The sequence below is a fragment of the Vibrio rubrogenes genome (genome assembly GCF_059641415.1).
Genome location: NZ_JCARSY010000013.1, coordinates 1 through 16,155 on the forward strand (window position 1 = coordinate 1; position 16,155 = coordinate 16,155).

A 16,155-nucleotide genomic window follows, 5' to 3' on the forward strand; every position below is an offset into this window, starting at 1 on the left:
ACCGAATCCGTATCCAAGCAACACTTGAATTCCACTCATCAAGGCGGTAACAATCATCAACTTTCCGACAATATCTTTGGTATCCTGCCAACTTTCATTTAAAGCAGAAATCGGAGACCTATTATTTAAGACAGTTTCAAAGTCTGCAAATGCATATCGGGCAGCAATGTATATCCCGGGAATGATTAGAGCGATAAAGCCTAACATTATTGCTATACCGTAAATGAGATATACAACGAATAACCTGAACCAAGTTTTCCACGAAACTGATCGTCCGATTTGCTTCCCTGAGGCTATAAAAGCCATGAATTTGATAAATCGTGCCATAAGATAAGTTTGTAAGAAACTAAACAGAGCAAGATATAAAAAGTAGACCCAGATATCATTGGATGAACTGAATGATGCCTTAAGCCAAGGACCAAGGAAGGTGGTTATCAGTATAAATGGCCCGAAAATTTTAAAGATTGGCCCAAAATGTGAACTCAAAAAATACAGGCATTCAGATATAAGTTTTTTCATCATTCATTTCGTAAAATTTAAACGATTAATATATCAAAAAATCACTCAGTTGTGGGGTAGAACCATAAAATTATGTAGATTGACCAATAATTTCATGGCCATACGAATTATCAATTGAACACAACCAAATACCGACAATGTTTGCGTCACGCATGTAAGTTAAAATGACACGAATATACGGCTCGGTCATCCGAATTTTCTACTCGTCAATAAAAAAATTATATGCATTTACATGTATATTAATTTTGAATTAAAAACAACCATGCATTCCAATATTAAGCAAAAAGTTTCATTAATGAAAAATATGATTCTATTTTTGGTTTTGTCAGTAACCTTGGCGTGAAATTACATAAAATACTAATCAATATTCAACAACTAGTATGGAATATAGCAAAACAAGTATTTGAGTAAAAATTTGGGTTGAAGGCTATTTATTGACCCCGGTCATTGCTAAGGAGTATTTTCGATGCATTCAAGTCAGGTTTCTTTCTTTTTCAGCATGAGTTCGGCCTCCTAACAAATAACCAGCATCGTTTGCGGTGAAACTAAACTGATATTTGCCGTTTTTGGTCATTTGGGAGTTTTTGAGCGTGTTATCATTTAGACGTTTCTATGCGTGTTCGTTTGTTCATTGTAAGAGAGCGTATATGCAGTTTCTATCTGTCCCGTCTTTGTTGACTACTCAATGTGATGGAAGAGATGCCTGATTGATTGACCGGATACGAATGATGCATTCGTATCACGGCATTGCATTGGCGGATGTTTTCTGAACATCAAGAATAAGAAGAGAAGCAAATGAGTTATAAAAAATATTCAGGTTCTGCCGGTGGGTGGGGAGCTTTAAAGGCGACGACTCAGCATTTATTCAAAAGTGAGAATGTAGCGAAAAATATATCCAACTTATTGCGTACAAATCAAAATCACGGTTTTGACTGTCCGGGGTGTGCCTGGGGTGAGAAAGGGGTTCCGGGACGGTTTCGTTTTTGTGAAAACGGTGCGAAAGCAGTGAACTGGGAAGCAACATCTCGCCGGGTCGGCCGGGAATTTTTTGCGCAATATTCGGTAAACTGGTTGAATAAGCAGACGGATTATTTTCTCGAATATCAGGGGCGTCTCAATGAGCCGATGAGCTATAACCCGGAAACGGATCACTATGAGCCGATCCGTTGGGAAGATGCCTACGAGATGGTGGCCAGTTATCTGAATTTACTGGAAGACCCCAATCAGGCTGAATTTTATACTTCTGGACGGGCCAGCAATGAGGCCGCTTTTGTTTATCAGTTATTTGTCCGTCGCTTCGGCACCAATAATTTCCCTGATTGTTCCAATATGTGTCATGAAGCAACCAGTTATGCGCTGGGGAAAAGTATTGGTATCGGGAAAGGCACGATCACCATCGATGACTTTGAACATGCGGATGCGATTTTCTTATTCGGACAAAACCCGGGCACCAACCATCCCCGAATGCTCGAAACATTGAGTGATGCCTATCGGCGCGGCGCCAAAGTTGTTGCTTTCAACAATCTGAAAGAGCGAGGGTTGGAGCGCTTTACCAATCCGCAACACTCATTTGAAATGATCAGTAACAGTTCGACACCGACAACCAGCCACTATTTCATGCCGAAACTGGGGGGCGATATGGCTGTTGTCCGCGGCATCGTTAAAGTGCTGCTGGGATATCATCAGGCAGCGGTACAACGGGGCGAGTCGGTGTTTGACTTAGCGTTTATAGAACAGCATACAGAGGGACTATCCGTATACCTCGAACAGGTTGAAGCAACCCCTTGGTCGGCTATTACTCAGCAATCAGGCCTGACTCAGGATGAAATTATTCAAGCGGCCGATATTTATCTTCATGCGGAAAGACGCATAGTGACCTGGGCAATGGGTATTACGCAGCACAAACATTCGGTTGCCATTATTGAAGAGCTTGTCAATTTACAATTGTTGTTCGGTCAAATTGGCAAACCGGGAGCGGGATTGTGTCCTGTCCGTGGTCATTCGAATGTGCAGGGGGATCGGACTGTGGGTATCAATGACCACCCGCCACAAGCGTTGCTCAATAATATTGAAAAGGTATTCGGATTCCGTCCGCCACAAGCGCATGGTCATAATGTCCATCACGCATTACAGGCGATGGCGCGTGGTGACAGTAAAGTCTTTATCGGTTTGGGAGGCAATCTGGTTGCGGCAGCACCGGATACGGCCCGGGTAGCAGAAGCGATGCGTCAATGTGAACTGACTGTCCATATTGCGACGAAGCTGAACCGGAGTCATGTAAATCCGGGTAAAGCGTCGTTGATATTGCCGTGTCTGGGGCGTACCGATATTGATATGCAGGCCAGTGGTGAACAGCGAGTCACGGTCGAAGATTCATTCTCAATGGTTCATGCTTCATCCGGACGGGTCGATATGAGTGAGGAGTCGATTCATTCTGAAGTGGCGATTGTGGTTGGTATCGCTAAAGCGACTCTTGGGGCGCATAACCCGATCGACTGGCAATCTCTGGCGGATAACTATGATCGTATCCGTGATTTGATTGAACAAACCATTCCCGGTTTTGACAACTTCAATCAACGCCTCGATATACCGGGTGGGTTTTACTTGGGGAATAGTGCCAGAGAGCTGAACTGGAAAACAGCGTCGGGGAAAGCGGTGATGGCTGCAAATGAACTACCGGAGCATATATTGTCGTTTGACCCGCAGAGTATGACCGATAAACCCGTTTTTATTCTTCAGACGATGCGCTCACACGATCAGTATAATACCACGGTTTATGGGTATGATGACCGTTATCGGGGCATTCGGGGAGAGCGGCAGGTGATCTTCATGAATCCGAAAGATATTGAGTTACTGGGATTAAAACCGGAAGAGCGAGTCGATATCAAGACGGTCTGGACCGATGATGTCCAACGGAAAATTTATAACTTCAAGGTTGTCCCGTATCAGATTCCTCAGGGAAATGTAGCTGCGTATTTCCCGGAAGCGAATGCACTGATCCCACTCGACAGTAAAGGGGACTGGAGCGACACACCGACGTCGAAAACAGTGGCGGTGGTGTTGGTTGCGACGCAAAATGAACCCTTACTCATCAATGCCCGTCATTAAATGATGCCGAGCGGTGCTCGTGTGTAGAAACCAAACAGGGGCAGATAAATCTGCCCCTGTGCTATTTTGGTGGTGTGTTTCGGCCTAACAATTACGATAACATTGCTGCAAATTCGGACACTGAAGTGCTGCTTTGTTCACTGAAGCACTTTTATTAACTTAAGCACAATCTGAATGTGGCAGTACAGACTTATCGACATGATAATCCGTCGCATAGTGGCGGAGTTTACAGTCATTCCCATCCGGACAACCACAGCTTAAACAGCGACGGGCTTCGTTCATCGCAACCTGATCCGTGAAGCCTGTTTCGACTTCTTTAAAGTTATGCCGGCGTTCTGCTAATGTCAGTTCCGGCATTTTAGCTCTCAGGATGTGCTGCATTGCTTGTGTCAGTGCCTGATCAAGTTGTTCTTGTGTATCACCATGAACGATTGAACGGAGTTCGTCTTTGAGTTTTTCAAGATGTTCCGGCCGGATCAGATGACTTCTGGTGACATTTCTTTCCCGGAAGGATTCGGTATACAGTTTTTCCATATCGCCACCAAGAAAACGGTCAATGCCGTATGCCGCTTTACGGCCATCGGCGATGGCTTCGACAGCGGTTGCCGGACCTCGGCGAAAATCACCGATGGCAAAAATATTGCGTGAGCCGGAGAACATATTGTCTTCATTCACATCAATGGTCTGATACCGGTTGAGCGGAAGCGTGATATTGTCATCAGCAAGGAAACTGACATCCGTTTGCTGTGAAATTGCTGAAATCACGGTATCAAAGGATTCCGTGATGAACTCACCCGTCGGTTGAGGGCGTCTGCGCCCGGAGGCGTCTGGTTCGCCTAAGGCCATCTTTTCCAGTTTGACCTGACAGACCCGGCCATTTTGATCGGCAATATTCTCGACGGGGTTGGTCAGAAAATAAAATTGGACCCCTTCATGTTCTGCTTCTTCGATTTCATAATCTTCTGCCGGCATCTCTTCTCGAGAGCGACGGTAAATGATCGTGGCCTGTGCCCCGAGACGTAGCGCGGTCCGGGCACAGTCAATGGCAGTATTGCCGCCACCGATGACCGCAACATTGTGACCGACGGAACACTGCTGATCAAGCATGTGATCTTTCAGGAAATCCACACCGAGATAGCAGCCATCGAGATCACTACCGGGGTACGCCATACCACTGGCTTGCGATGCACCGATTGCCAGACAAATCGCATCATAACTGTCACTCAGTGCCGAGAGCCGGAAATCCTTGCCGAGTCGCTGATTGGTCTTAATGGTCATGCCATGACGACACATCAATTCAATTTCCTGATCAAGAATTGCTTTGGGCAGCCGGTATTCGGGAATACCATAGCGAAGCCATCCACCCGCTTGGGGCATGGCCTCCAGTATGGTGACATCATAACCTTCGTTGGTGAGGAAATAACCGCAACTGAGTCCCCCCGGTCCGGCACCGACAATCGCTACTTTTCTGTGTTTTTCTGCTTTTCTTTCTGGCAGATAAGACTGAAACGCAGCCAGATCATGATCGGCTGCGTGGCGTTTCAACTGGCGGATAGCCAATGGTTCATCCAATTGTTGGCGCTGGCATCCGGATTCACAGAAAGCAGGGCATACCCGGCCAATCGACAGCGGCATTGGGAGCGTTTTCTTGATGACGGCAATCGCTTGCTGATAGTGACCCTGTGCGATGAGCGCCAAATATTGCTGAATATCAACATGGGCAGGGCAGGCGGTTTGACAGGGCGGTTCACTACAGATGATATTCGGTTGGGAAAGAATGTCCTGAAGGTGTTTTTTTCTCCGTTCTGAGAGGTGACTGGATGTCGTGGTTACCACCATGCCTTCTACCGGCATTTCCTGACAAGCGGGGACGATACCTGTACCGCGAATGTCAACTTCACAGAGTTCACAGTGTTGATGAATACCATCAGCATCATCGGTATCACAGAGTGAAGGCAGGGGAATCCCACAGGTTCTTGTCGCACTAAGCAGTGTTTGATTCGGATCGACTGTGTAAGTTGATCCATCGATCATAATATTCACCATGATGATTCTCCATTGTTTCTGATAACCGAGTTTTTGATAACCAAGTTTCTGATATCCAGCTAATAAACAGTGTGATCGTCCTGATGCACTTCTCATTACTTTCAATGATTCAGTATGACGGAATCAATCAAGGTATGCTCGTATTTTGGTTGTATTTTGAGATGAGTATCGGTGATAATTTTTAATTGAAATGAAAGAAACCAAATCTATTAATTCACTAGATAATTCACCGACATGATAGTATCTATCTGAAATTATTCATAAAATAGACAATAACCACACTGTTAGTCTGTTTTTACGTATGCTATTTCATTTCAATCATGTGCACAAGTGCGGATAGGCCCGATGAGCATGGCATATACCATCTGTTGTCCGTCAAAATTATCGTAGGCATAAACAACAAGGCGTCCGCTTTCCTAGACCACTATCTGATAGATTTGTTCTCGTGTCTGTATTCTTCAATAGAGCTTCTGCAACGGAAAATATATGGATAATTAAATGTTTTCGCTGCTCCGAGAGCAACAGCGTTGATTTCAAAAAGCTGCTGTGACTTGCCGGAAATAACATTTATTTTTACTTATATTATTAGCTTCCTTGTCTCGTTTCTGTTGCGATATAGAAATATTTTGTTGTATGAATAGATTTTATTTTTATAAATATAGATACAATAAATCCAAGTAATAATATATAGTGCGATATTACTATTTCTATGTGAAGTTTAATATCATGAGCAAAAATATTTATGCACACAACATTTTCATGTATATGATAATGCTTGCTAGATAAAATATATCAATTGACACATAAATACAATAAATAATTAAAGCGATGGTGCTGGATGTTTAATGACCAGTTATATTATTGACACATTAATTATACTATTATATCAATAGTAATATATAAAATTGTGAACTTTGATCACGTGAATGAATAATATTTCGTGCCCGACTGTCAATATATTCGGATCTGATGGTCAGATTAATAGAATAAGTTTGAACTGTGGATAATCACTTTTATCTTGGTTACTTAAACTCAGTTACTTTCAGTATACAGAGTTGATACCATCGGTTGTTCCATAAATTCAGAGTTAATCTCTCGTATCAGGTACTGGATGAAAAGACGGGTTCTCAGAGGAATGTTTTTCCGGGATGGGTAGAGAATCTTGATATTGGGATTTTGTTGAGAGAGCTCAGGAAACAGACGTACCAGATTTGTGTCATCAAGTTCTTTAATCAGAAAATTCGCAATGAGGCCAATACCGAGTCCTTGCTGAATCATCGAGATGACACCGAGGGGAGAATTGCTCTGATGTTTTGTATCTATATGAATATCCTGATAAAATTTTCCTCCCTTACTGGAGAGGGTTAAAGTATCATGGTGTAGGCGGGTTAGGGTTATCCAGGCGTGATTTTTCAAATCTTCTAATGTATGAATCGGCTGATGAGTGTCCAGATAACTTTGAGTTGCATACAAACCCAATTCAAATGGAGCAAGGATTCGGCCGACCAGTGAACAGGCTTTTAGCTCGCCTATGCGGATGACTAAATCGAGGTTGTGCTCAACTGGATCCTGCAAACCGTCTTCAAGTTGAATATCAAAATTAACGTTCGGAAACTCTTCGTGAAACTTGCGGATTAGTGGGGTCAGAAAATAGGCTCCGAAGTCAACCGTTGTACCAATACGAATCATCCCTGTCACGGAGTTGACCATATTTTCAACAGAATTTACTGCAGTCTCTGCAATATGAGTTAGTGATTGGCTATTACGGTAAAACACTTCCCCTTCGGTTGTTAAACTGATTTTTCTAGTTGTACGGTGTAAGAGACGAACATTGAGATTACTTTCTAATAATGAAATTTGCTCACTCACTTTTGATTTCGCGATACCAAGCATTTTTCCGGCTTGAGTAAAGGAGCCGCATTCAACAACTTTGTTAAATATTGCGATACGTTTTAAATTATCCAACATGACTGTTCCTCTATTATTAACAGTTCGTTCCTATTTTTACATCTAGTACATATGCATGTCTATGATAATAATATGCACTCATCAGATTTTGGGCTTTTATTATTAGTTTTAGAACTAAATTCAAAATACATTTTGTAGTGTTTTATTAGTTGCGTAGTCTGAAATTTTAATTTGTTGTAGATATAAAATTTTTGAATAAATATCTGTTAATTACATTTGTATTATTAAGATGAGGGGGGTAGATTCATGCTGAAAAATAGAAAAGAACGTCAGATCGAAGAAATTACATTTATATTACTGAATCAGTTAATCGCACAGTTTGATGCCAGCATTCATGGCTTACTGAAGTTGAAAGATCAGGTCAGAAAATTTGTCACTGAAGAACAGCCAGTGCAACTGTTATTACCCGCATTTCCATGTAAAACTAATAACTTAGACAAAGTTATTAGTCATACTCCTGATCTAGGTGAGTATTTGGTTTTACGAAAGTTTGTGAAGGCGATTCGGGACATACAGGCGGTCTATGACCCCGGGATTACTTTCTATATTTTCTCAGATTATCATACATTTTCTGATTATATTTCTGTCAATATTGATCATCATTACGAGTATTCGGATCACCTTCGTGAAATGGTGAAGAGGATGAACTGTAGTGATTCTCTGAAGATTGTCAATTTTGAACATTTCTCAGAGTTTGATGAGCTGGAGGATTTTGAATATTTCCGAGGACTAAAAGAAAAGTATGGTGAGCCGGGTTATGAAGAAAACTTCGCAGAACTGAAGTTAAGAGATAACAAGATGAATAACACTTATCTTGGTCTGAAAAAATTCATGAATCAGGATCAGTGTCATGTACTGGCAGATCTTTCTACGAAAAAACGGCGTTTGCGTCTGGCCGAAATTGCGAAAGGAATGATGGTACAGGGACGTGCGTTGGATAACTTTCTCAATCAGAAATTCCCGGATTGTATTCGTTTGAGTATCCATCAGCACGCCATGGTTGGTAAGAAATACTCACTTTATTTGTTTGAGGAACGTGCTTTTAAAACACCCTGGCACTGTGCGATGTTGTTTGATGCATCAAGTGGACGATTTATTGCGGATACTAGGCAGAGCCACTTTGAACGGGATGGCGTTGTTCTTCCGGTAACGTATGACGATCGCTCTTGGTGTTATATCCGTCTGTCGGCCAGCACTCAGGAAAATGAACAATTACTCAGTCAGGTGAAAGCAGTGCTTTATCGCGAGAAATTCGGGCTTATGTTGATCAATGAGAATAATGATTGCCCGGTCTCGGCTATCGCACATCAGGATATCCAGAATCTGATCAAAGAGTTCGGCACCGTCGTTCTCAGAGGATTTAACACATTCGCTGAGCCGGAAGATCTGGAACAGTGGTATGGTCAGCGCGGTGCTCTGGTACCCTGGAAGTTCGGTTATACACACATCATCACACCGATTGAAGGACATCAGGACAAGCCGAGTTCCTCTGCCGACTCTCAGGAAGCGCTACCTATGCACTGGGACTTGCTTTGTCCTCCTCCCTATATGGGAATCAGTCAGGAGCGATATCAGTACGAAGATTTTACTCCCAATGAGTTTGTGCTCTACTGTCACAGAAATGAACCGGTTGATGCCGATATTCATGGACTGAATCTTACGGCAGATACGGCTTTGGCAGCACTGCGAATTCATGGCAGGGAACGGGAACAACTGAGAAATACGGTACTGCGTTATTCGACCCGGGAAAGTTACTTCGGTGGAGACAGCAAATCTTATCCGTTATTGATCACCTGTCCATGGACCGGACAAGATACGATTCGCTGGTGGGAAATGTGGGATGATCGCGATCATGCCGGAGCACTGCAACCTAACTATTCGACAATTGAGCAGTCAGAGCATTATGAGGATATGAATGTACTGGAAGATCGGATGCTCGAAATTTGTATGGATCCGGTCGTGTGTTTTAAGCATCAGTTCCGCAATGGCGATCTGGTGCTACTGAATAACCATACAACGATTCATGCTCGGACAGATTTCCAGGGTTACCGGGAAATGTGGCGAATTCAGCTTCAGCCTGATTCGATTAATTCTCCATGGCAACCACACAATCTGGTTGAGCTTGATCAGGTGAGCTGATTCTGCTGTTGCTAGCCGGTGATGCTGAAAGGCACAAATTAAGGCTGCGGCTGACGCAGTCTGATTTGATGTCTTATGACATAAATTGAGCTAATTGGCGTAGCCGCTCCCGATGGCTCGGAAAGGCATTTTCAATCCCAGTGCCGGTACCTGTAAGCCAACCCATGCCGGAAATGTATTACTGTTTGGCCCCGGGAACAGGTTGTATTCATCTGCCCACGGATAATATTCAATGACGGCCGTAATTTCAGGGATCAATTGACTCGCTTTTGTGCCTTGGAGTGACAACACTTTCTCTGGTTTAGAACCATACCAGTAGCGATCCGGGTGTTTAGTCTGATACTGGGTCAGAACCGGACGTCCTTGCTTGAGTCGCCAGCCGATAACCTCGTAAACAGTATATTCGGGAGCATTTTCCGGTTTCAGGGCAATCCAAGTGTGCACGGCAAACCAGCCTCGCCAGCCGAATGCCTCTGCGGCATACACTTCAATCACCGCATCTTTTTCTTGCTCCGGTTTTGGAGCTATACCTGCGGGCTCTCGGCTTGCAGTACGCCAGTCTCCGCCACTGCAACTGATAGCACCGATCATCACAAATATTATCAAGAGATATCTATGCATGGTTGAACTTTCCTTATGCAGTATATGACTTATTCATACGCAACTATAGACAATTCAGGTACAAAAGGCATAACTAGCATATTTTTCAGTCTGCATTGGAATCATTGGAAGGACAGACAATTGAAGAGAAAAATTAAAGGGACAGACACCAGAAATTAAAGGGACAAATTAAAGGGACAGACACTAGTTGATGAGTTGAGGAGCTGAGGGGACAGACAATAGAAGGAGCTGGAGCTGTTTGAGATATCCATGAAAAAACGGGCACTGATGTTCAGCGCCCGCTTTGCGTCATGGGGAATAATTGTTGTAGTGACTGTCGGTTATGAACGCGACACTCGTTGACGGATATCAGCCCTGATGACGAATCAGGTAATCGAATGCTCCGAGACTGGCTTTGGCCCCTTCGCCCATGGCAATGATGATCTGCTTATAAGGGACAGTCGTCGCATCACCGGCAGCAAATACACCCGACATACTGGTATCCCCCCGGCTACCGATTTCGATTTCGCCTCTTGGTGAGAGCGTCACATCAGAATCTTTCAGCCACTCGGTATTGGGAACCAAACCAATTTGCACAAAGATACCAGACAACAATAGCGTATGAACTTCATCGGTATGGCGATCTTTATATTTAAGACCCGTCACCCGCTTGCCGTCTCCGATCACTTCGGTCGTCTGTGCCATGGTGATGATATCAATATTCGGCAGAGAGTTTGCTTTATCAATCAGCACCTGGTCTGCACGCAGCACATCGGCAAATTCAAGGACCGTAACGTGTTCGACGATCCCTGCCAAATCAATGGCAGCTTCAATACCGGAGTTTCCGCCACCGATAACAGCGGTTTTCTTGCCTTTAAACAGAGGCCCGTCGCAGTGTGGGCAGTAAGCTACGCCTTTATTACGGTATTCATGCTCTCCGGGCACATTCATTTCTCTCCAGCGTGCGCCCGGGCTGAGAATGACACTTTTACTCTTGAGTGTCGCACCGCTTTCAAGATTGACGTGAATATAACCATCGTCGGTATAGGTTGCACCCATCAGTCGGTCTGCCTGCTGATCAGTAATGACATCCACATCATATTCTTTGAGATGCTCACCCAGATCCGCTGCCAGTTTGGGCCCTTCGGTTCTTTTGACCGAGATAAAGTTTTCAATCGCCATTGTATCCATGACTTGACCACCGAGTCGTTTGGCAACGATTCCGGTCCGGATGCCTTTACGAGCGGCATAAACAGCTGCTGCACCACCAGCCGGGCCACCACCGACGACCAAAACATCGTATGGATCTTTTTCATTCAGACTGGCGGCTGCTCTTTCAGCGGCACCATCATCCAGTTTGGTCAAAATTTCTGCCAGTGACATCCGGCCTTGCCCGAATAATTCGCCATTTACGAACACACTCGGCACCGCCAGAATATCCCGTTGTTTGACTTCATCTTGGAACAGGGCGCCATCGATCATGGTGACTCGGATGTCCGGATTGATCGCTGCCATCATGTTGAAAGCCTGAACCACATCGGGACAGTTCTGGCACGAGAGCGAGATAAAGATCTCCACATCCAGTTTTTTATGCAGGTTGGCAATCTGTGTGATGGTTTCGTCTTCAAGTTTCATCGGATGACCGCCCGAATGGAGCAGCGCTAAAACCAATGAGGTGAACTCGTGTCCCATCGGCACCCCGGCAAAACGCAATTGCGTGCCTTTTTCCGGGTTGGTCACTGCCATAACCGGTTTACGCTCACTGGCCGCATTGTCATGAACCACCGAGACATAGTCGCTTAATGTTTCGATTTCTTCAGCCAGAGAAAGAATTTCTTGAGATGCTTTACTTTCATCTAGACTGACCACTAAGCGGACATCTTCTTTTAAGTTTGTGAGATATTGTTTTAATTGTTGTTTGATCGCTTGGTCTAGCATGTTTGATTACACCTTGTCTTTAGATAACAACGTCTTTAGATAAAGAGAGTGACCACTCTAGATAATTGGAAGATGGGGGAGAGCAAGCCGGATGCGTTGGTCGTTTGGTACATCCGGCCCGCTCTCAAATCAGAAAATCCTTAGATTTTGCCGACAAGGTCCAGCGAAGGTGCCAGTGTTTCTTCACCTTCTTTCCATTTTGCCGGGCAAACTTCACCAGGGTGTGCTGCAACGTATTGTGCTGCTTTTACTTTTCTCAGCAGGTCTTCAGCGTCACGGCCAATGCCTTCAGCAGTGATTTCCATTGCCTGAATCACACCTTCAGGATCGATAAGGAATGTTGCACGGTCTGCAAGACCCTGACCTTCACGCATCACACCGAAGTTGTTGGTGATGTTACCGGTCTGGTCGCCGACCATGTAATACTGGATTTTACCGATAGTGTCAGAGCTGTCGTGCCATGCTTTGTGCGTGAAGTGTGTGTCAGTTGAGACAGAGAATACTTCAACGCCACGCTCTTGAAGCTCAGCATAATGATCTGCAAGATCACCTAATTCTGTCGGGCAAACAAATGTAAAATCTGCTGGATAGAAGAAAAATACTGCCCATTTGCCTTCGGCACTTTTTTCTGTGACTTCAACAAATTCACCGTTTTTATAAGCGGTTGCACTAAATGGTTTGATTTTTGTGTTGATCATAATCTTTTCACTTTCCTTTCAGTTGGTTAGCTTTGCAATATCTTGCCTTCGAGAAGTATATTCGCATTGCCGCAATACAAAATAAAATCACTTGTAGCTATTCATTCAATAGGAAAAATCTATTTTATTAAAAACAGGATAACTTCTGTGGTGGTGGTGTTTTATAGTGTGAGGAGTGAAGAGTGTCCTTGTATTGTTCAAGTGTGTGTCCTTGTATTGTTTGTCCCTGTATTGTTGCTTGATGTTGAGCGTGATTTCCCGCGGATTCGGGTCATGGGAACAATTGGCTGGCTTAAGTTCAGGCTGGGATCTTGCTGATGCCGTTTTATTGGGCAATGCTGTGGCATCTTATGTGGTCAGCCATGAAGGGGGAGACTGTGCGCCAAGTGTCGAGCAAATTACAAAGTATTTGCGTGCATATGACTCGCATTGATTTGTGGTGTCTGGTTCGAGAAGTAGGCTCACGCTTAAAATCTCAAAACGTCATTAATCAATAAACTAAAACTGAGAGCTAGATCACCTCAAATTTAGCTCTTCGTCTCACGTCTCATGTACCCATTGTTAATATCCGTTATACTGGCTGCATTACTGATAAAAATTAGAACCTTATGACAACGTATCAGCCTCTTATCGACCTTATCCAAACTCGTATTGCGCAGCAGGATAAATCTCCGCTCTATCTCAAGATTGCAGAGTCCGTTAAACATGCGATGCAACAGCATATCCTGAAAGGTGGCGACTTTATCCCAACCGAGCGAGAGTTTGATGAATTACTTGGGGTATCAAGGATTACGGTAAGAAAAGCGTTAGATTTACTGGATAAAGATGGGGTGATTGTACGTTCTCGAGGTTTGGGAACCATGATCAGTGAAACGGTTGAATATTCAGGGAAGACTGCAACCAGCTTTTCTCAGCAAGTTGTGTTAACCGGGAAAAAACCGGACACCTTATGGATTAAAAAAGATACTGTGCCTTGCTCCGCCGACATTGCGAAAACACTGAACCTCAAACAAGGTGAACAAGTGTTTCTGCTAAAGCGTGTCCGTTATATTGATGAACAAGCTGTCTCTATCGAAGAGTCTTATGTCCCATCAGCGTTGATTCATGACCCCGATGAAATCCAGCTGTCACTTTACGACTATTTTCAAAGTCAGAATATTACACCTTCCCGCACTCAAAGCCGGGTGTCAGCCAAAATGCCAACCGAAGAATCACTTGAGAAGCTCAACATCAATGAACATACCCCTGTACTTTTGATTGAGCAGACGGCATTCGATAATACTGGTCGACCCATTGAGTACAGTATTAACCATTGTCGTGGCGATTTGTATGTATTTGTCAGCGAATAGTTGTTGTGGATTGTTCAATTGTGATAGTCAGTAGCCAGCAATATATTGCTGGCTACTGACGTCCATGACCACATCTTGACTATGCTGTGGCGAACTTGTAAGTGCGATAACCACCGATGAGATTACGCGCTCTGAAGCCGTTATTGACCAGTTGACGATAGGCGACGTTACCGCGTAACCCAACTTGACAATAAATGATGATCTCTTTGTCTTTCGGTAATTCATCCAGACGCTGACGCAGTTGATCCACCGGAATATTGATGGCGCCTTCCAGATAACCGTTTTGTAGCTCTCCGGGGTTACGGACATCAAGCAGAACCTGATCCGCAGTAAGCTGATCGACTTCATCATAATGGATCGCGACCGCATCGCCTTTGATCAGGTTGGTTGCCACAAATGCCGCTTGATTAATTACATCTTTGGCGCTGCCATACGGCGGTGCGTAGGTGAGTTCGAGATGCTGAAGCTGTTCAACCGTCATTCCCGCCCGCTGAGCCACAGCCATCACATCAATACGTTTATCGATGCCATCTTTACCCACCGCTTGCGCACCGAAAATCTTGCCTGATTTTGGATCGAACAACATTTTGAACGAAACCACTTCAGCACCCGGGTAGTAGCTGGCGTGACTTGCTGTGTGGACATACACTTTTTGGTACTCAACGCCTTCACGTTTCAGCTGTTTCTCGTTCTTACCGGTTGAAGCCACTGCTAAGTCGAAGATCTTACAAATCGCAGTACCTTGAGTACCTTGGTAAGTTTCGCTGCGGCCAAGCATATTATCAGCAGCCATACGGCCTTGACGGTTTGCCGGTCCTGCTAGAGGAACCATAGTTTGTTTGCCAGTGACGAAGTCTTTCTCTTCGATGGCATCACCCACCGCGTAGATAGATGGATCGCTGGTTTGCATATATTCATTGGTATAAATACCACCAAGCTCACCGATTTGCAGGCCCGCTTCTGCCGCCAGTTTAGTTTCAGGGCGAACACCAATCGCCATAATTAAGATATCAGTAGTGAGTGTTTCGCCATTGCTCAGTGTTAGCTCAAGCTCGCCATCCACGTGTTGGTGCTCTGCCTGACCTGAATCCATGCTTGCCAGTGAAGTCGTTGGTTTGAATTCAACCGATTTCAATGCCGTGCCTAAACGTAAATCGATACCTTTAGCGCGGATCTCTGCGTGAGCGAAGCCAGCCATTTCACGGTCTACTGGCGTCATCACCTGATCTGCCATTTCTAACAGCGTGGTTTTAATCCCAAGCTGGTGAAAGGCTTCCATCATTTCCAAACCGATAAAGCCACCACCGACAACGGTAGCGTGGTCAACTTGGTTGGTATGAATGGTTTGGATAATTTTATCCATATCAGGAATGTTGCGCAGTGAATGCGTTAGCGGATTATCTAACCCCGGAATGGGCGGAACAATCGGACCCGCTCCCGGGCTTAGAAGTAAGAAGTCATAGCTTTCGGTGTATTCACTTTGGTCTGGCAGATGACGCACCGTGATGGTTTTTTCTGCGCGATTAATGCGGAGCACTTCATTCATCACACGTACGTCTACATTAAAACGCGCAAGGAAACTTTCCGGCGTTTGCAGCAGAAGATTACCGCGCTCTTTGATGTCTCCACCGATGTGATATGGCAATCCGCAGTTGGCGAAAGAGATAAACGGACCGCGTTCGAGTATGATTATTTGTGCTGTTTCACTAAGACGGCGTGCCCGGGCTGCTGCTGAAGCGCCACCGGCAACGCCACCGATAATTACAATTTTTGTCATAAGTAAGCCTTTT

At 44.5% G+C, this 16,155-nt stretch carries 10 protein-coding genes and 1 pseudogene; 4 read left to right on the plus strand and 7 right to left on the minus strand.

The window, feature by feature from the left end; all coding sequences use genetic code 11:
* Positions 1–207: pseudogene (locus AC55NX_RS11190) on the minus strand (hypothetical protein); the annotation flags it as partial.
* A gap of 1,107 nt (positions 208–1,314) precedes the next feature.
* Between AC55NX_RS11190 and AC55NX_RS11195 the strand changes: the two are divergent.
* Complete coding sequence (locus AC55NX_RS11195; protein ID WP_496995807.1) at positions 1,315–3,627, plus strand: FdhF/YdeP family oxidoreductase; 2,313 nt, start codon at positions 1,315–1,317, stop codon at positions 3,625–3,627.
* Between the two features lie 159 nt (positions 3,628–3,786).
* Here AC55NX_RS11195 and AC55NX_RS11200 read toward each other — a convergent pair whose 3' ends face one another.
* Together AC55NX_RS11200 and AC55NX_RS11205 are read right to left on the minus strand one after the other, a co-directional pair.
* Positions 3,787–5,673, minus strand: a complete 1,887-nt coding sequence (locus AC55NX_RS11200) for an FAD-dependent oxidoreductase (RefSeq protein WP_496995808.1) — start codon at positions 5,671–5,673, stop codon at positions 3,787–3,789.
* Positions 5,674–6,705: 1,032 nt separating this feature from the next.
* Positions 6,706–7,641: a LysR family transcriptional regulator gene (locus AC55NX_RS11205; RefSeq protein WP_496995809.1), complete on the minus strand. Its 936-nt coding sequence runs from the start codon at positions 7,639–7,641 to the stop codon at positions 6,706–6,708.
* A 246-nt stretch (positions 7,642–7,887) separates the two neighbouring features.
* On the opposite strand from AC55NX_RS11205, the gene AC55NX_RS11210 reads away from it, so the two are divergent.
* Positions 7,888–9,780, plus strand: coding sequence for an L-tyrosine/L-tryptophan isonitrile synthase family protein (locus AC55NX_RS11210; protein WP_496995810.1), 1,893 nt, complete (start codon positions 7,888–7,890; stop codon positions 9,778–9,780).
* A 90-nt stretch (positions 9,781–9,870) separates the two neighbouring features.
* Here AC55NX_RS11210 and AC55NX_RS11215 read toward each other — a convergent pair whose 3' ends face one another.
* From AC55NX_RS11215 to ahpC, 3 genes are all read right to left on the minus strand, one after another.
* Positions 9,871–10,401, minus strand: a complete 531-nt coding sequence (locus AC55NX_RS11215) for a DUF3750 domain-containing protein (RefSeq protein WP_496995811.1) — start codon at positions 10,399–10,401, stop codon at positions 9,871–9,873.
* A 348-nt stretch (positions 10,402–10,749) separates the two neighbouring features.
* Complete coding sequence (ahpF, locus tag AC55NX_RS11220) at positions 10,750–12,318, minus strand: alkyl hydroperoxide reductase subunit F (protein ID WP_496995812.1); 1,569 nt, start codon at positions 12,316–12,318, stop codon at positions 10,750–10,752.
* Between the two features lie 140 nt (positions 12,319–12,458).
* The gene (gene ahpC, locus AC55NX_RS11225) at positions 12,459–13,016 is read right to left on the minus strand and encodes an alkyl hydroperoxide reductase subunit C (RefSeq protein ID WP_496995813.1); all 558 of its coding nucleotides are present in this window, start codon (positions 13,014–13,016) and stop codon (positions 12,459–12,461) included.
* A 241-nt stretch (positions 13,017–13,257) separates the two neighbouring features.
* On the opposite strand from ahpC, the gene AC55NX_RS11230 reads away from it, so the two are divergent.
* Both AC55NX_RS11230 and AC55NX_RS11235 read left to right on the plus strand, forming a co-directional pair.
* Entirely contained in the window at positions 13,258–13,449 is a 192-nt protein-coding gene (locus tag AC55NX_RS11230; RefSeq protein WP_496995814.1) for a hypothetical protein, read from the plus strand.
* A gap of 175 nt (positions 13,450–13,624) precedes the next feature.
* Positions 13,625–14,365 (plus strand): GntR family transcriptional regulator, encoded by a 741-nt coding sequence (locus tag AC55NX_RS11235; RefSeq protein ID WP_496995815.1) that lies wholly within the window; start codon positions 13,625–13,627, stop codon positions 14,363–14,365.
* Between the two features lie 79 nt (positions 14,366–14,444).
* On the opposite strand, the gene AC55NX_RS11240 is transcribed toward AC55NX_RS11235, so the two are convergent.
* A complete protein-coding gene (locus tag AC55NX_RS11240) occupies positions 14,445–16,142 on the minus strand; it encodes an FAD-dependent oxidoreductase (RefSeq protein ID WP_496995816.1) in 1,698 nt (565 codons plus the stop codon).
* Between the last annotated feature and the right edge of the window lie 13 nt (positions 16,143–16,155).